The organism is Paenibacillus sp. J22R98 (assembly GCF_059383835.1).
Genome location: NZ_JBXENW010000012.1, coordinates 98,613 through 115,465 on the forward strand (window position 1 = coordinate 98,613; position 16,853 = coordinate 115,465).

Here is a 16,853-nt window from a genome sequence, read left to right on the forward strand (position 1 = left end):
ATCAGTAAAGAATAAATTTAGAGCTAGCCCAATTAATGCTGTGGAACAGCTCAGTTTCTTCATGAACGCAACCTCATGATGTCGGTCACTATACCCTTACCCAGTCATATTCCATCAATCTGGCCGCCTGGAGTGCCCGCTCCTCGCCAAGCAGCTTAGCGATCACATATAAAGACGCATCGATTCCGGCCGATACCCCAGCGGATAAAACAATCTTCCCGTTGTCCACATAACGCGCTTCTTCATCTATCTCAGCAGATTCCGGAGCAATTGCCCGCAGCTCATGCATCGCAAGGCGGTTCGTAGCCAGCTTCAGCCCCTCTGCCAGCTGTGCCCTCACTTTCTTGCCTGCCGCACCTGCTCCATCTCATCATCTCCCATTCTCGCAAATCAATGATAAGTGCTCCGTTGTCTATAAACCACTCGAATGACGAACTCGGCTGCAAGCAGCAGGAAGAGGATCGCCCCATAAATGCCGATGGTGTAACTGTGCGTATACGATAAGCCGAATCCTTGGTGAACCACATAGGTAATCGCGTGAATACACAGATTCGTGTAACAGAATGCGTAGCTCCTCACCATCCAATTACGATGGGCGATGCGCTGTTTCCTTCTTATTTTCGCAATCGCAATTACCGTCATGGCCGTCCACAGTATGCTCAGGAGGTTAAGCGGAACGCTGTTCAGCTTGCCACCGGTCGCATAAGGCGCCATGTAGCCGGAAGTGAGCACAACGACAAGGAGCGCGCCAAAATAAACATAGCCAATCGCTCTGTGCGCCCGCCGATAGTGGTTCTGTACCAACGCTGCGAAATTAACCGCTCCCGCCACCAACGCGATGCATGCACTCACCACATGAACATACATCACATTGAGCCAAACCGGCTTGTTTAGCGGATGCTTCAGGTTGATTTTATGGCTGAGAAAATGCTCTGCCTGCGGATCGACAAAGAAATTCATGCTGATCACATAAACAATAAAGCATATCGCGATTGCCAGCATGCACCTATAAAGAATTTTCGATTTCTGCATAACTAGGTTGTACCTCGTTTCAACATTAAAACTCTATGCCCCGCACCTTTGCATAGATCACCGTATTCTGCAAACGTCCTTCCGCATCAAGCTTATCGTTGCGCAGTATCCCTTCCTTCATGAAGGCCAGCCGTTCGGCAACGCGGGCACTTCGCAGGTTCCTTGCATCAACGCGAATCTCAATTCGGTTCGCCTGCAGCACATCAATGGCGAATTTCGTAATTCCCTCGACAGCCTCTGTCACATATCCTTGCCCACTGAACGCCGTATGGACCCAATAGCCAATCTCGAACTTTCGCGACTCCCAATCAATGCGATGAAGGCCGCTGCTGCCAATAAAGCGTCCCGTCTCCTTGCAGATCAGATACAGCCTAAGGTCGGAGCGCTCCAAATAATGAATCCTGCCTTGCTTCGATATAATCTCCGATTCTTCGACTGTAGGACGCTGTTTTGCCCACGGCATCCAAGGCCGCAGCTCCTCGAAGCTTTGAAAGATGGCTTCATTCACCATTTTCCCATCGTCCCAAAGCGGTGCGCGTATAAGCAGCCGATTCGTCTCCAAGCTCTCCGGGATCGACAGCAGAATCGGATTTACGGAACTTGAACTAAGACTCATAGGTTTCCCCCCAATAAAAAATGGTGAGGCTGCAGCATACACACATTCTGCTTACAGCCTCACCACTGTTGTATTAACCTTCGCCGACTTCTACTTTCTTCACCCAACCAAAAGGATCTGCAACGGCCCCGGTTTGGATACCCGTTAACGTGTCATAGATCGACTTCGATAGCTGCCCTGTCACGCCTTCGCTGATTAGGAGCTTCTCTCCGTTCCAGTTCATCTCTCCGATAGGCGAGATGACAGCAGCTGTTCCGGTTCCGAAAGCCTCTTCCAGTGTACCGTTACGGCCTGCTTCATAAAGCTCCTCAATAGAAAGCACTCTCTCTTCAACAGGAATGTCCCAATGCTTAAGGAGTTGAATAACCGAGTTGCGTGTAATACCTGCAAGGATACTGCCGTTCAGCGCAGGCGTAACAACTGTGCCGTTAATCTTGAAGAACACATTCATGCTGCCGACTTCTTCAATATATTTATGCTGCGTGCCATCGAGCCATAGAACCTGCGTGTAGCCTTCTTCCTTAGCAGCTTGCTGCGACTTCAAGGCCGCCGCATAGTTGCCGGCTGTCTTCGCTTCACCTACGCCGCCTACAACTGCACGAACATAATGAGATTCCACGTGGATTTTGACCGGATTGATTCCTTCCGGATAGTAGGCACCGACAGGCGACATGATAATGATGAATTGGTAATTCTCGGATGGAGATACACCAAGCGTCGCTTGCGTAGCAATGACGAATGGACGAATATACAGCGACGTACCCGGAACATCCGGAATCCAGTCTTGATCGACTGCGATTAGCTGCTCAAGCGCTGCAATCGCCACATCAATATCGAGCTCAGGTACACTCATACGATCGTTGGAACGGTTCATTCGGGCAAAATTATCACGAGGACGGAATAATTGAATACCGCCGTCTTCGGTCTTGTAGGCTTTCAAGCCTTCGAAGATCGTTTGTCCATAATGGAACACCTTCGCGGCCGGATCAAGTACGATCGGCTGGTACGGTGTGATACGCGGGTTATGCCACTCTTGCTCGACGCTATAATCCATCACAAACATGTGATCGGTAAAATAGATGCCGAAACCAAGCTGATCCTGCGCTGGCTTCGTCTTCTTGCTCTGACTGCGTTCAATCGAAATGGCGTTATTGGCTGTTGTCATGGGTTATTCACTACTCCCTTGCATTGATAATTGGTGATTGCATACTACCACTCGTTGAGGTATATATAAAATATCTATTCTGTTCACTATCCATACCTTTAAGGTATGGAAGGGGAATTAATGTTGGGGATGCTTACATGGACTTTCGACAGTTAAAATACTTCTTGGCCATTGCGCATGAGAAGCAGATTACACGAGCAGCGAAGCTGCTTCATATGGAACAGCCGCCCCTTAGCCGGCAGCTGATGCTCATGGAAGAAGAGCTTGGCGCCCAGCTGTTCGAGCGGAGCCGAACCCAGCTGACATTGACCGCTGCAGGGCGATTGCTTAAGGACCGGGCGGAGTCATTGCTGCTGCAATTAGATGAAACGATGAAAGAAGTGAAAGAGCTTGAGCTTGGCGTACGCGGAACGCTCTCGCTAGGTGCTGTTGTTTCCTGCGTTTCCATTCTCCCCGGGCCGATTCAGCAATTACGAGAGAAGTATCCGCAGGTCACGTTCAAGATTGCCGAGGGCGATCATTATCTGCTCGGTGAAATGCTGGAGAGACGGTCGATTGAGCTCGTCATATCCCGATTGCCGTTTGAGGCCCATCTGCTTCCGAATAAGCTGGACATGCTCCCGCTTCCTTCCGATCCCTATGTTGCCTTGATGCCTGCCGCTTGGGCTTCCTCTGGCGGAAGGAACGATATCAGCATCGAGGAGCTCGCCCAATATCCGCTGCTAACGTTAAAGACCGATAAAACGATCAAAATGCATGAACAGGTCGTAAGCGAATTCCGTCGTCATGGCTTTGAACCGAATATCATCTGCGAATGCTCCAGCGTCGCCATTATTATGTCCCTAATTGCCGCAGGAATCGGCGCAACGGTATTTCCGAAATCGGTTATTTCCTCGTTTCCCTCCGGGGACGTGATTACGCTCCCTATTCGCGATGCCGATTTCCAATCCGAGGTGGGCATCCTGTGGCTGAAGGATCAGCTGCTGTCCAAGCGGGCTCAGCATTTTATTGAATGCTTTCAATAACCCGGCCGTTATAAATAAGACCGAGTGCTCTCTGCCAGGCAGATGCTCTCGGTCTTATTTTTGGCCTTCTACGGGTTAATAAAAGCGAGCTGCTGCAGCATGCGCTTCAATGCTACAACGGCATTGGCTCTTGTAACGGGTAGTGCCGGTTCGAATTTGCCTTTAAGTTCGGCTTCCAGAATGCCGGATTTCAGCAGTTCATTGATATCCTCGGTAGCCCATGCAGCAATCGAAGCAGCATCCGGCAGCTTATCAACGCTGATTGCAGTATTGGCCGAACCTGTCCCCGGCTTGACTGCCACGTACTTCATGGCTCTGCCGATCATGACCGCCATTTCTTGTTTGGTAATGATACCGTTCGGGGAGAATCTGCCATTTGTATCCCCTTTAATCAAACCCGTTTGATCTGCAACACTCGCTACACGTGCATACCAAGCGTTCGGCTGAACATCGGTGAACCGCAAGGAGCTTGCTTGCGGCGTAGCCAGACCGAGCGCCCGTACAAGCAGCGCAGCAAATTCCGCACGCGTTACCTGCTGATCCGGGTTGAACGTTGTAGCTGTCGCACCAAGAACCACACGTTTCGAGGCCATGAACTCGATATCTTTTTGGGCCCAGTGTCCCTCAATATCCGTGAAGGTCTTCGAGGCGCTGGCCACGGTATACGTACTGTTATGAGGCACCTTTATATCCAGAACTGTATTATCCCCTTCCTTATGTGCAAAAGCAGGAACAAAGCCGGTGGTCCCTGATTCCGGATCATAAACAAGAGCTGTAATGTGATTCGTATCCACGTTGCCTTTGATCTTAAACGAGCGGGTAATATAAGTACCATTGAAATCATTCCACTCCGTGCTCTTACCGTTCTTCTCCAGCATAATGGTAAATGCGATGGAATCCGATAGTGGCTTAAACCCTTCTTGAGCCAATTGCTTCGTAATCTTATTGCGTGTCAGATTGCTTGATTTGGCGATGCTAATCTCTACTGTCATATCATCCGTAATCACAGTACTGCCTGTATTCAAAAATGCTTTGACAGGCAGCTCATACGTGACATCATGAGATTGAACGACAAGAATCATATCCGAATATTTCTTACTTGCCTCCAGCAGTTCACTTGATGGCAAAGCCACCGATAGATTCACTTCAAGCTGTTCAAGGTTAATGACAACCTTCGGAACAACAGGCTTGCCCTCTTGATTCTCCTGTTTATCAGCCTGCTCCTGCGCCTTAAGCAGCGCTGCACGGAGGTCAGCTGCCTCCAATTCAAAGTGCATGCCTGAATTATCAGTTGTCGTCTTCATATCATCCGGACCTAGTTTCACAGAGGGATCTACCGGCTCTGCAGGGAAGAATCCACCGAAGAACCCACCTCCAAAGCCGCCTCCACTGTTATCGCTTCCGTTATTCTCGGAAGGGTCCGGTGAGTTTGGCGGAATTGGACAACCGTTTACCAGCGAGCTTGCAGCTTGTGCGACAGATTGCCCTGTGATCGACGGCTTGCTCAAGCCAGGAAGCGCGGTTGGTACGAGTGAGTACGGCGATAGCGTCGTCTGGCCTCCCTCACTGTAAGCGATAAGCAGCTCGTCCTGTTTATCGCCCGGCAAAATATCTACGATCGTGGCCGGCATTGCAAGCTGCTGTTTAAGCTGGAAAGTCGCATAGTCGTACACATTAATAGTATGTCCGTTTAACGCATAGAACGTTGTCAGGTCTTTAGAGAAGACAACTCTGCTAAACGGCTCAATCGTTCTGACATACCGCATATCATCTGCTTTTGTAGTTGAGCTCGTAAATATCGTACCGGCTCCATTGAACAGGTATTTATAATCCGGTGAAATCTGAAAGTACGTCGACATCCCATAATCCCCATGATAAGGGGAGTCATAGCCACCCGGGTACAACGGCTCCATAAAATGCCCGGAATCATCAATGTTATATGCACGGATGTCCCTAGGTGAACTATCGGTATCAATCGAATACAAATGATTTGGACTGTATTGAAGATAGGATGCCTGTGAAATATTAGCTTCTTGAATGAACTCGTTAGCAGGTGAATAGGACCTGAAGTTCGTCCACTGCCCCGAACCCGACGAAACATAAATATAACCGTTATCATCTACAACAAGATCAAAAGGATCAAGCGTAATATCGAACTGGTCAACCTTCTCCAACGTATCTTCCTTCAGTATCGCAATACTGCCCGTTTGATCTTCTTCCCACCAATAATAACTATGAGGGCGATCCACTAAAGCTACATAAAGCTTCCCTCCCGATACATACAACCGTTCAGGTTGACGATCAAGTGTAATCGAATGGATGTCACCCGTCTCAAGATTAATCGAAGATACGCTATTACTTGCGTTAAAGATGCCATAGATAACCGGCTCGGTCGGATGCTTTATCATTTGTTTCAAGCTTCCATTCAAATGAGCCCAGCCTGCTCCGGCACTCACCCCTGTTATCCCGGTACGGTTTGAAACCTCCAGCATATAGAAAGCAGGGATGTTATTCCCGCTGAAGTCAGTTACCCGTACGACGGTTGAGACTGGCGTGTACGAAATCTTCACCAGATCTGTTGCGTTTACTTTATCATCCAAGGTCAGTATGATCTTTCGTCCAACAGAGGTGATTTCGTAAAGCATAACTGGCTTATTATTGACTTCTACATGAAACGTGTCCCTAACTGCGCCATATGCGTTCTTCAAAGGTTCATTATAGGTCAACGTTAATTGATTCCCATTAATTCGGGCCGTGCTTAATACGGGCTGCACCGTATCATCCGCCAGGAAATACCCGTTCGTCGCATCGGGGCGCACGCTGCGGCCATTGGTTCCTTTCAAGCCTGATACCGTAATCTTATAGCCGTTCTTGGACACAAGCGCCGAAGTAGTCAAATAGACGACATTGACATAATCGCAATCCACTTCCACTTTCGTAATTTGGGGATTGGAATAACCGGAAATCAACGATTCCAGCTTGTAATTAGCTATATTGCCAAGTCCTGAAACGCTCATCGCTTTATCAAATACAACCACTACCGTTGTGTTGTTCTCAGCATACCCGCCAACAACCTTCGGGCTATCAGAATCCTTGATTGCCGTGACCGTCCATGTTTGAACGGCTTTATTCTCGGCTGTAACGGTATACGTGACCGGCCGATTCAAGTTCACTGTACTACCATTGGCAGGTGAAACCTTTGCACCGGCTGAGACCTCAACCGTTGGCTTAAGGCTTGATACGTCATCGCTTGATTCCACATATAACGTAACCGTGTGCTGAATAGGATCGATAATGGCCGGCCCCGTCAATACATCCGAGTTGAATCCGACAATATTACGTTCTGCCTGCGGATCAGCGACAGATCCTTGAATCATCCACGTCTGTGACTGCCCATTCTGGGAAGTTACGGTGTAAGCGACCGGATTCGTGAAGTTCTGCGCGACATGAATATCAGGCGTAATGCTGGCACCCGGTGAAATACCAATCTGCGGAGCAAGTGCAGTCAAGTTAGTCCCATATGCAGTCGAGAAGGTAACGGTATGAGCTAACGCGTTAATGTCCGGATTTCCGATTATACCGGCGACACTGAAGGAGACAATACCGTTCTCATTATTCGTATAAGGAAGGCCAACTGTAGCCCATGCCGCTTTCACAGCTTCAATAACAGCATTCTTCTGCTCTTCCGGAAGTGTAAGGTCATTAGCAGCAAGGACAAAGGAGTCCCTCGCTTCAATAAAGCCTGAAGTAGGCGTCAAATAGGAGGTCAGGGCCTTATAGGTGATATCACCTAAGATCGCTCGTCCTTGACCTCTCAAGGCAGGCAAAGCATCAATGCCGGTCGCGATTAAATACGCAGCATGATTGGGAATACCGCTATTCGTATGAACGCCGCCGTTATCGTGTTCTTTATCCTCAGGCAGATTCTCGTATCCCGTCATAGTCGAAGGCTGCGGCGGCACGCCGCGCTCCGGATGCTCCAAATCACGCAGAACGCCGCTTCCACCTGCAACGCCGGCATTCTCGGCAATGGACCAATCTTGATCATCGTATACGACAGCCATAATGTCGGAGATGGATTCATTGAGCGCTCCGGACTGTCCTGAATATTCCAAGTTCGCAGTATGTTCAGTTACTGCATGTGTCAGCTCATGGGCAATGATGTCATTCGCGCAAGTTAAGCATTCGAATAATTCGTCCCCATCACCATAGACGATCTCATACCCATCCCAATAGGCATTATCGATCGCTCCCGCATTCACGACTGAGATAATGGACATGCCATTGTCGTCCAAACTGTTCCGATTGAACCGGCTCGCATAGAAGTCATACACTTGACCTGCAAAATAATGCGCGTCAACCGCTTCGGGGTCATTAAACGACGACGATGTTGAGTTAACAGGGAAGAAAGGATTCTCGGCATCGTAAGTTTCGATTACACCCGTTTCAATTCCATTCTCCAAATGATACATCGGTTTGGTTTTGTCAGAGAGGTAATAGGCATTACCCTGATAGGCCACATGAAGTTCCCTTGTATCCCCGTAGTAGCCTCTGCCCCAGCCGCTTGTGCTATCATCCGGGGCTGACTGCTCTAATCGACTGAACTTCTTAAGTACAGTGCCCGTATGCGCATCGACGAAACCAATCCAGCGTCCCAATTTTGGCTGCATGTACTCCATATCTACTTTATAAGCCAAACTGAAGGTTCCGTCCGACGGATATACCATCAATTGGGCTTTTGGTTTGCCCAGCTCTCGAGAAGCCAGTTGTCCGCCCAGCGTAATGGTATAGCCGACTGCTTGTTCCACGTCCGATTGGAACGCGGCAGCTGCTTGGTTCTCATCCATAGTGGGCTGTGTATCTAAATGGATTCCTTCAAGTTCCGTAGAAGCATCATTCGTAATGGCATACATCCGCTTATCCGTGCCGACGTGTGCCGTTATGTATTTACCGTAAACCGGAAGTCCATGGTATTGCTGTTGCAGCAAATAGTGCTGCCTGCCTTGCTCGTCTCCTGTTTTCTTCACAATCGCCAAGCCAGTCTGAGCCTGGGACTGTCTAAGTGTTTGTTGATTCGCTGTGAAGTATTGAATAACGTCCGCATCGGTACGTAATTCACCGGAAAGTTTACCTTGCAGCATACGTGGAGCTTGTTCCTGTGAGCCCCCCAGCACATTGCCGATACCCGGCGTCAAAGGGCCGTTTAATCCTGACGCCATCGCCGGTGGAATGGCAACAGATAGAACGAGTATGCCCGTAAGCATGCTTAAACAGATGGACTTGAAACGACGAGACAGCACTGATTATCCCCCTAGGAAATTAAATTCAAAAAATTACCACTACAATAGAATATAGTAAAATTATCAACGCTGACAATGCTATTTACTAGATTTATAGATAGTAGATTTTACCTAAACCTTAGTGGACCAGCACTCGATCTACCACTACGTCGTGTACTGCAAAAAGAAAGGCCGATATCGCTCCGTCGAAGGAGAATATCGGCCTTTAGCTGGGTGCTTTGAAGATGATTCCTTACACAGATGCATGGCTGGCATAGACACACCATCTCACGAATATGTTGTCTTGTACCTCCGATGTAAGGAACCCATTTAAAGGGGCGAGCCGGAATGATGAGACGATACCTTGGTATGCTTGCGAATGTAGTGCTGTATGCGGCCATGATTATTGCCGCGATTGTGATCTATAATGAAGCCGTAAACCCGCTGGTCGGGTGGGGAACCTTCGGGGAAGGCGAACAATTGCCTGCGCAAGCCTTTATCGTGCTGGTGTTGTCCGCCTTGTTGTGTTATCTGGCCTATACGGTCAAATACAAGCTGATGGATTCGCAGACGCCGCCCGGCTTTATACGGATGCAGCAGTACCTGCCGATCTCAACCTTACGGGCCGTACATATGGTCACCGTCGGCATCGGGTTTGCCTTCTTCTTCACCGCTGCGCTTAAACTCCTTCTCCATCAAGGGGTTAGCGAACTGGCAACCTTCACGGATCAATACGCCGATGTTCCGGCCAGCTACCTGATCATCTCCGCCGTCATGAACACCGCGCTGGAGATTATCTTGTTCATGGGCATCCTCTTCAATGAAGCGCGCCGCAATGTGGCGGTCTTCTGGGCGGTGCTCGTCGTTTCCCTTATAATCGCCGCTCTTCAGCCGGGGGGAATCGCTATGCAGCTGCTTGGCATCCCGCTTGGTTTCCTGTATGGCTATATGTATATCCGGCTAAGATCCATATGGGCGGTCATCCTCATCGGATGCATGTTTAATGTGTTGTTCTTTGCTTTTGTCAAAACGTCTGCTTTCGACTGGTTCGACAAGCTTCCCAATGGCTGGCTTATCGTCATCATTGCCGTGACAGCCATATATATGGCTGCGAGCGTCATGAAGTACAAACCGAAGAAGAATTCGAGTCCCCTGTAAGCAAAAAAAGGCGTCTCTCGCATGAGAGACGCTGCCACACCCTAGTAAGGCTCTACATCATCTCCGCGACAGCGAATTATGATATACTGTCTACTACGTATACACTTATGGAAGCAGTTAGCTGACGGAGGAATAATGGCATGTCCGATACCAAAAATCACTATGATGATGAAGCGATACAGGGCTTACCGGAGAGCGTAAAACTGAGCTGGGGAATTATTAAACCGTCACGAAGAGGGCCTAAGGGCGAGCTTAGCATTCCCAAAATCGTGGACACCGCCATTGCGATCGCCGATCAAGATGGTCTGTCCGCCGTATCGATGAGCCGCGTTGCCGGAGCACTCGGTTTCACGACGATGTCCCTTTACCGCTACATAACAAGCAAAGAGGATTTGCTGCTGCTTATGCAGGATCGCGTCTGCCCGCTTCCACCGGAAGAGGAGCTGAAGTCGGGGGAGTCAAAGAAGCATTGGCGCGAGGAAATGCAGGACTATGTGCAATTCTGCATCCGTGTTTTTGTGGAGCATCCCTGGTTCGCCGATATTCCCATTCGAAGCGTCCCTATGATGCCCGGCAATCTTCGTATTATTGATTGGATGCTTCGCATTATGCGCGAGTTCCCTGTCAATGATTTCGAGAAAATGTCATTCGTTCTCCTGATTAGCAGCTACGCAAGGGCTTGCGGCATGATCGCCCGGGATATGGATTCAGTCATCAAAGCAGGCGAAAGCGTCTCGACCTTCACCGGATTGAGCTACACAGCCGCATTGAAGCAGCTCATTTCAGAGAGCAGTTTCCCGGATCTGCATGCGATTGTCATGTCAGGCGCCTATACAGGCGAGGTAGAGAGTCCGATCGGAGACGATTTGGCTTTCGGACTTGAACGTATCCTTGATGGCATCGAGCAGTATCTGGAAGTAAGGCGCCAAATTAACATTTAAAAAAAGCAGCGATTCAGAGCTAATGGGCTCGAATCGCTGCTTTTTTTATTTTATCGTTGGCCGGCTTTCTTACGGAACGCTAGCGTGCACCATACTAAAGCCAGAATCAGGATGGCTGTGCACCAGCCGATCGCCCACCAGCCGTTGTCTCCGATTGGCGTGCCGGAAAGCAGCCCGCGAATGGTCTCGATGACCGGCGTGATCGGCTGATGATTGGCTAATCCTTGAAGCCATGAAGGCATCGTGCTCGTCGGCACGAAGGCGCTCGACAGATACGGAAGGAAGAGCAGCGCGAAGCCGTAGCCGCTCGCGGCCGACGGACTGCCGGTCACCAGGCCGATCGCGGCGAATAACCACGTGAACGTCAGGATGAACAAGATGATCACGCCGAGCGCTCCCGCCCACTCTAATACGCCGGCGTCCGAACGGAAGCCCACGGCGAGCGCGACGCCGATGACGATACAAGTCGCAAGCAAATTACGGACCAGACTCGCGACCACGTGTCCAACGACAACGCTCAGCGAACGAATCGGCATCGTACGGAACCGATCAATGATGCCGTTTGTCATATCTGTCGCGACATCGACCGCGGTGCTTGAGGAACCGAAGCCCGCGCACAGCAGGATGATCCCCGGTACAACGTAATCGACATAATCGCCAGAGGGATCGATAGCCCCACCGAACACATACGTGAACAAAAGCATGAGCATCACGGGGAGCATAATTGCCATCACGAGCGACTCGACATTGCGCAGACTATGACGGAGACTGCGTACGATGAAGACTAGGTTTGTTACGCCGAAGGATGCGGGCTTCGGTGCCCGTTGCTGTAACGTTCTCATGCCAGTGACGCCTCCTTCTTGGTGGTCGTTAACGCTAAGAACACATCGTCCATACTCGGCTTGCGAATACTGAAATGCGTACCTTCCGGGAAGGAATGAACGACGCTCCCAAGCGTTTGCCACACATCAACTATAGTTCCGCTCGTTGGAATCGTTCGAAGCAGCTCATTGTCTTTGCTTCGCAGCTCGATTACTTCGCCGCCCACACGCGTCTTCAGCTCGGCGGCCGTCCCCGATGCGACCACTCGCCCATGGTTTATGACCACGATCATGTCGGCTAATTGATCCGCTTCCTCCAAATACTGCGTCGTCAGGAAGATCGTAATCCCCTGCTCCTTCAATTGCTGAATATTCGCCCATAATGCGCGGCGGCTCACCGTGTCGAGCCCCGTTGTCGGCTCATCCAAGAATAGCACCGGCCGGTGCACGACGAGACTGACGGCAAGATCCAGCTTCCGGCGCATCCCGCCGGAATAGGTCTTCACGCGTTTGCCGGCGGCTGCCTCCAGATCGAAGCTTCTCAGCAGCTCCGCCGTGCGGGAACGGCTTTCTGCAGCAGTCAGACCAGACAGCCTGCACATCATGTTCACATTCTCAGCCCCGGTCAACACTTCATCGACTGCGGCGAATTGACCGGTTAAGCCGATCGACTGTCGCACCTCTTTCTTACTCGCCACAATGTCATAGCCTTCAATCCTCGCGCTGCCGTCATCGGGTTCAATTAAGGTAGATAGAATATGAATAAGTGTCGTTTTGCCGGCGCCGTTTGGGCCAAGCAATGCGAAGATCGTCCCTTTCTCGACCGCCAAGTCGATGCCTTCCAGCACCGTTTGACTGCCGAAGCTCTTTCGCAGCCCAGCAGCTTCTATAGCCAGCTTTGCCATATAATCGTCCTCCTCATTAATTGTGTATTGTATAATCAGTATATTATGTACACAGTTAATTTACAACAAGAAAAAAGGGTCCCTTGTATCTAATTTAGATACAGCTTGGACCCTTTGCTCTTCGAACCAACCACTTAAAACCGCCGCGATTACCAGCACTCCAGCTGCAATGGCGAAGGTTGTACATTATCGCATTTCATAGAGGTGTCGCCGCGCCCCCCGGCTGCTGCTGTGTATTGAGAGTTTCATTTTGGAACTCTCGGCGAGATTGCAGTGTGTTTTTGAAGCTGAGAGTTCGGTTTTGCGACTCTCAGCTCCAGTCGTGGGGCTTGATTGGTTAGTTTGAATGTTGAGAGTTGTGTTTTGGAACTCTCAGCGTCATTTCGACGTGTTTTTGGTGCTGAGAGTTCTGTTTTGCGACTCTCAGCTCCAGTTGTGGGGTTAAATTAGTTAGTTTGAATGCTGAGAGTAGGATTTCGGAACTCTCAGCGTGAACGCAGTGTATTTTTGGTCAGGTGATTCCCTTCTCACTTTTGAACCGGCAAGACGCCCGGCAGCTCCGCCTGCCCGAGCAGCGCGTTTATACCGGCTCTAATATTCGGTTCTTGCTTCCCATAGAGCGCCACAGCTGATTTCACGTCGCGCAAGTAAAGCAGCTCATAAGGGTTGCCCAGCGATACAAGGGAGTATCGTTGGCCTAATTTATTCAAATCATCAATAACCGTCTGGTAATCCGACCACCCAAACTGACTGGCTACGTTGCGGAATTGGTAGGAGGCCAACATTACGTAATCCGCGCCTTTCAGCTTAGGCAGCGCAGCCGCTGTCTTCCCCGGCCCGATGATTACAATCTCTGTACTAAGATGCTCGGAGGCTCCGGCTTGGCGTAACTGTTTCTCCAGCTGCTTCCCGATCTCTTCGTCGGCAGCAGCAATGACAACACGGTCGCCTTGTCCGATGCGATCGGGATATTTTCCATCTCGCCCGGCCAGCAGCGTGACCGAGCGCTCGGCTATTTCCCGCTCGACCTCGCGGTGCGGGGCAGTGCCGATAACCGCCGGCAATGCAGTAAGTTTGGAAGCGAGGCTCTCTCCTCTGCCGCTAAACAAGCCATATTTTGCTTTCAGCTGCAAAATCCGTTTCACCGAAGCATGAATCGCATCCGAGGAGAGCGTTCCGTTATTGACGGCCTTCACCAGCGCCTGATGCGCAATGGCCGAATCCTGCGGCATAAGAATAATGTCAATGCCTGCGGATACCGCGCGCACGACAGCCTGCTCCTCGCCAAAATGCTCCGCGATCCCGTTCATCGTAAACGCATCGGATATAATAACGCCTTTGAAGCCCAGCTCTTGCCGCAGCAATCCGGACAGCACCTTCTTCGACAGGGTCGCCGGTACGGGTACGCTGGTGCCATCTTTGCGAGAGATGACCCGCTCATTATCTACGGCCGGGAACGCGATATGCGCGCTCATGATCATTTCCACGCCGCTCTCGATGGCAGCGCGGAAAGGCTTCAGCTCGACCGCGTCCAATCGCGCGCGATCATGCGTCAGCACGGGGAGCCCCAGATGGGAATCCACCGTCGTGTCGCCATGCCCCGGAAAATGCTTCACCGCCGGGATGACGCCCGAGGATTGCAGCCCCTTAATCTCTGCCAGCCCAAGTCGTGTGACCATATCCGGATCCGAGGAGAAGGAGCGCATCCCGATAATCGGATTGTCCGGATTACTGTTAATATCGAGCACCGGGGCAAAATCCAGCTGCATACCAAGAGCCTTCAGCTCCTCACCTGTCAGCTTCCCCGCGGCTTCAGCCAGCGCTGCATCCCGCGTTGCTCCAAGCGCCATCTGCCCAGGTAGATTCGTGCCGCCGGGAATCCGCTTAATTACGCCGCCCTCTTGGTCGATCCCAAGAAACAGCGGAATATCGCCTGCTTCCGCTTGCAGCCCCTGCGTGAGTGTCGTGACCTGCTTGGCATCCACGATATTTTTCTCAAACAGAATGAGGCCGCCCAGATCCTCGTTATGAATTGTCTCCTTAATGCCTTCATTTACCGTCGTCGTGGGCTGCCCATTCCACTGCCGAATATCCGGCATAAGCATTTGCCCTATCTGCTCGCTCACGGTCATGTACGACATGAGCTTATCCCAGTCCTGCGCCTGAATGGCGTTCTCTCTCTCGAACCGAATGACTCTTGTCATAAACACCGCAAACTCTGCGCGCGTCACGGATTTATCCGGTCGATAGGTGCCGTCCGCATACCCGCCGATCAGTCCATTCGAGCTCATAACCCCAATAGGCGCAGCAGCCCAGTGCGTTGCCGTATCAGACAGACTCACTGAGCGCTTCCCGGATTCAAGGGCATAAGCACGAGTAAGAAAAGCGGCTGTTTCCGCACGGCTGATTGAGGCATCGGGATGAAAGGTACCATCAGGGAAACCGCCGGCTAGGCCCATCCTTGCTGCTACCGCAATCTCTTTATAGAATGGGTGGCTTTGCGGTACGTCCTTATAGGTCTGTTCACCGTCAGCCAACTGCTGCGGGTACAGCTCTCGCACCATGAAGGTGACCGCCTGTGCACGAGTGACCGCTCCATCAGGCTTGAACATGCCATTGCCGTAGCCGGCTACCGTTCCCCGCTTTGCCATATATGTAATACTATCTGCCGCCCACTGGGCTCCCTTTAAATCTGTAAATCGTTCTACTGTTGGAGTTGCCGCTGCATTTGCATTAGCCGCTTCCGCTGTCCCTGCCCAGACCATAAAAGCAATCCCGGCAGCCGCTCCAATCGCGGTTGATTTCCATTTCGTCATCTGTTCCACACCCCTGTATTTCTTTTCTAGTTGTATAGACGCAGAGGAACCTGTTTTGTTACTTGGCAGTCATTTCCAAATTATCAGCTCGACTGCTGCACCTTGTAATACAAAATCGTAGCATCCAGTCCACCATCCGCTGACTTGGCATAGCCCGGAATTCTTCCTGCTTGGATATAGCCCATCGATGTATAGAGAAGATTAGACGGATCGCCTTCACGTGTATCCAGCACGATTAAGGACCGTCCCTCCCGCTTCGCACTTTCTTCTGCTGTCTGCATGAGCGTTCGTCCAATTCCCATTCGGCGATATTCGGGATGCGTCATCAGTTTGGCAATCTCAGCTCTGTGACTGCCGTTTGGCTTCGCACACAAATGCACCTGGATGCTGCCAACAATCCGGTTGTTCCTCGTTGCGATAAACAGTTGCACCTCTGGTGCCGGCACATTCGCCCAATAGTCTGCAGCTTCTGCATGGCTTAGCGGCGGAAGAAATCCAAGCGAAGCGCCATCACGAACAACCGCGGACAACAGCTCCGACAGCCCATCCAATCGATCGTGAATCGAAGCGATTCTCTCTATTTCTACTTCATGGCTCATCAATCTCCACACACCTTTGTCCAAAATTACGATGTCTGGCAGCACACCTCACACCGCATAGGGAAATGATACGCTCGGCAGCTTGATTTGTATAACGAATGTTATCTATTGCATTAATCAATATTTTGAATGATTAGGATGCAAAAACATAGACCAGCAATACAGCAATGCCGGCTACCCAGATCAGTGGCACGGCGTTTATCGCCTTCGCTAACCCTTTACGGCGCTTATAAAATACCCAGGCAAGGATCGAGCAAACAATTGCAGCCACCGGATATGCCGCAAGGCTGGAGACAAACGCCACATTCCAGGTGCTGAAGCCGCTGTCAAAGGACATGAAGGACATGAGAAATATCCCGAACCACGGCAATAAAAAGAGTAAGTAGATAATCTGAGTAATAATAAAGTACTTTTTCACTTCTTTAGACCCTCCCTATATTCCCTGCTATACCTCTATTGAATTATGATATAGGGTCTGAGAACTTGTAACAAGATG

13 protein-coding genes are annotated in these 16,853 nt (G+C 50.5%); 3 read left to right on the forward strand and 10 right to left on the reverse strand.

Annotated features, from left to right (window positions below):
• Positions 1-88: 88 nt before the first annotated feature.
• From AC50Y3_RS26740 to AC50Y3_RS26755, 4 genes are all read right to left on the reverse strand, one after another.
• A complete protein-coding gene (locus tag AC50Y3_RS26740; protein WP_494821754.1) occupies positions 89-340 on the reverse strand; it encodes a type 1 glutamine amidotransferase family protein in 252 nt (83 codons plus the stop codon).
• A 50-nt stretch (positions 341-390) separates the two neighbouring features.
• Complete coding sequence (locus AC50Y3_RS26745; RefSeq protein WP_494821755.1) at positions 391-1,032, reverse strand: DUF2306 domain-containing protein; 642 nt, start codon at positions 1,030-1,032, stop codon at positions 391-393.
• 25 nt (positions 1,033-1,057) lie between these two features.
• On the reverse strand, positions 1,058-1,648 hold the full coding sequence (locus tag AC50Y3_RS26750) for a GNAT family N-acetyltransferase (protein WP_494821756.1): 591 nt from the start codon (positions 1,646-1,648) through the stop codon (positions 1,058-1,060).
• A gap of 73 nt (positions 1,649-1,721) precedes the next feature.
• Complete coding sequence (locus AC50Y3_RS26755; protein WP_494821757.1) at positions 1,722-2,813, reverse strand: branched-chain amino acid aminotransferase; 1,092 nt, start codon at positions 2,811-2,813, stop codon at positions 1,722-1,724.
• A gap of 137 nt (positions 2,814-2,950) precedes the next feature.
• On the opposite strand from AC50Y3_RS26755, the gene AC50Y3_RS26760 reads away from it, so the two are divergent.
• Positions 2,951-3,838, forward strand: a complete 888-nt coding sequence (locus AC50Y3_RS26760) for a LysR family transcriptional regulator (protein ID WP_494821758.1) — start codon at positions 2,951-2,953, stop codon at positions 3,836-3,838.
• Positions 3,839-3,906: 68 nt separating this feature from the next.
• On the opposite strand, the gene AC50Y3_RS26765 is transcribed toward AC50Y3_RS26760, so the two are convergent.
• Positions 3,907-9,138 (reverse strand): SGBP N-terminal domain-containing protein, encoded by a 5,232-nt coding sequence (locus AC50Y3_RS26765; protein ID WP_494821759.1) that lies wholly within the window; start codon positions 9,136-9,138, stop codon positions 3,907-3,909.
• Positions 9,139-9,465: 327 nt separating this feature from the next.
• Here AC50Y3_RS26765 and AC50Y3_RS26770 point away from each other — a divergent pair, with 327 nt between their 5' ends.
• Together AC50Y3_RS26770 and AC50Y3_RS26775 are read left to right on the forward strand one after the other, a co-directional pair.
• A complete protein-coding gene (locus AC50Y3_RS26770; protein ID WP_494821760.1) occupies positions 9,466-10,275 on the forward strand; it encodes a CPBP family intramembrane glutamic endopeptidase in 810 nt (269 codons plus the stop codon).
• Positions 10,276-10,415: 140 nt separating this feature from the next.
• Positions 10,416-11,216: a TetR/AcrR family transcriptional regulator gene (locus AC50Y3_RS26775; protein WP_494821761.1), complete on the forward strand. Its 801-nt coding sequence runs from the start codon at positions 10,416-10,418 to the stop codon at positions 11,214-11,216.
• Between the two features lie 50 nt (positions 11,217-11,266).
• Here AC50Y3_RS26775 and AC50Y3_RS26780 read toward each other — a convergent pair whose 3' ends face one another.
• The 5 genes from AC50Y3_RS26780 to AC50Y3_RS26800 form a co-directional block, all read right to left on the reverse strand.
• Positions 11,267-12,058 carry an ABC transporter permease gene (locus AC50Y3_RS26780; protein ID WP_494821762.1) on the reverse strand — a complete coding sequence of 264 codons (792 nt, stop codon included), beginning with the start codon at positions 12,056-12,058 and terminating at the stop codon, positions 11,267-11,269.
• The gene (locus AC50Y3_RS26785; RefSeq protein WP_494821763.1) at positions 12,055-12,942 is read right to left on the reverse strand and encodes an ATP-binding cassette domain-containing protein; all 888 of its coding nucleotides are present in this window, start codon (positions 12,940-12,942) and stop codon (positions 12,055-12,057) included. Before AC50Y3_RS26785 ends, AC50Y3_RS26780 begins: the two co-directional genes overlap by 4 nt.
• A gap of 527 nt (positions 12,943-13,469) precedes the next feature.
• Positions 13,470-15,758 (reverse strand): glycoside hydrolase family 3 N-terminal domain-containing protein, encoded by a 2,289-nt coding sequence (locus AC50Y3_RS26790; RefSeq protein ID WP_494821764.1) that lies wholly within the window; start codon positions 15,756-15,758, stop codon positions 13,470-13,472.
• Between the two features lie 83 nt (positions 15,759-15,841).
• Complete coding sequence (locus AC50Y3_RS26795) at positions 15,842-16,357, reverse strand: GNAT family N-acetyltransferase (protein WP_494821765.1); 516 nt, start codon at positions 16,355-16,357, stop codon at positions 15,842-15,844.
• Between the two features lie 133 nt (positions 16,358-16,490).
• A complete protein-coding gene (locus AC50Y3_RS26800) occupies positions 16,491-16,775 on the reverse strand; it encodes a hypothetical protein (RefSeq protein ID WP_494821766.1) in 285 nt (94 codons plus the stop codon).
• Positions 16,776-16,853: the final 78 nt, after the last annotated feature.

What these genes read in the sequence shown, in the direction of transcription:
- AC50Y3_RS26745 (WP_494821755.1), bottom strand. Translation starts at nt 1,032, where the DNA reads ATGCAGAAATCGAAAATTCTTTATAGGTGCATGCTGGCAATCGCGATA.
- AC50Y3_RS26750 (WP_494821756.1), bottom strand. Translation starts at nt 1,648, where the DNA reads ATGAGTCTTAGTTCAAGTTCCGTAAATCCGATTCTGCTGTCGATCCCG.
- AC50Y3_RS26755 (WP_494821757.1), bottom strand. Translation starts at nt 2,813, where the DNA reads ATGACAACAGCCAATAACGCCATTTCGATTGAACGCAGTCAGAGCAAG.
- AC50Y3_RS26760 (WP_494821758.1), top strand. Translation starts at nt 2,951, where the DNA reads ATGGACTTTCGACAGTTAAAATACTTCTTGGCCATTGCGCATGAGAAG.
- AC50Y3_RS26770 (WP_494821760.1), top strand. Translation starts at nt 9,466, where the DNA reads ATGATGAGACGATACCTTGGTATGCTTGCGAATGTAGTGCTGTATGCG.
- AC50Y3_RS26775 (WP_494821761.1), top strand. Translation starts at nt 10,416, where the DNA reads ATGTCCGATACCAAAAATCACTATGATGATGAAGCGATACAGGGCTTA.
- AC50Y3_RS26780 (WP_494821762.1), bottom strand. Translation starts at nt 12,058, where the DNA reads ATGAGAACGTTACAGCAACGGGCACCGAAGCCCGCATCCTTCGGCGTA.
- AC50Y3_RS26785 (WP_494821763.1), bottom strand. Translation starts at nt 12,942, where the DNA reads ATGGCAAAGCTGGCTATAGAAGCTGCTGGGCTGCGAAAGAGCTTCGGC.
- AC50Y3_RS26790 (WP_494821764.1), bottom strand. Translation starts at nt 15,758, where the DNA reads ATGACGAAATGGAAATCAACCGCGATTGGAGCGGCTGCCGGGATTGCT.
- AC50Y3_RS26795 (WP_494821765.1), bottom strand. Translation starts at nt 16,357, where the DNA reads ATGAGCCATGAAGTAGAAATAGAGAGAATCGCTTCGATTCACGATCGA.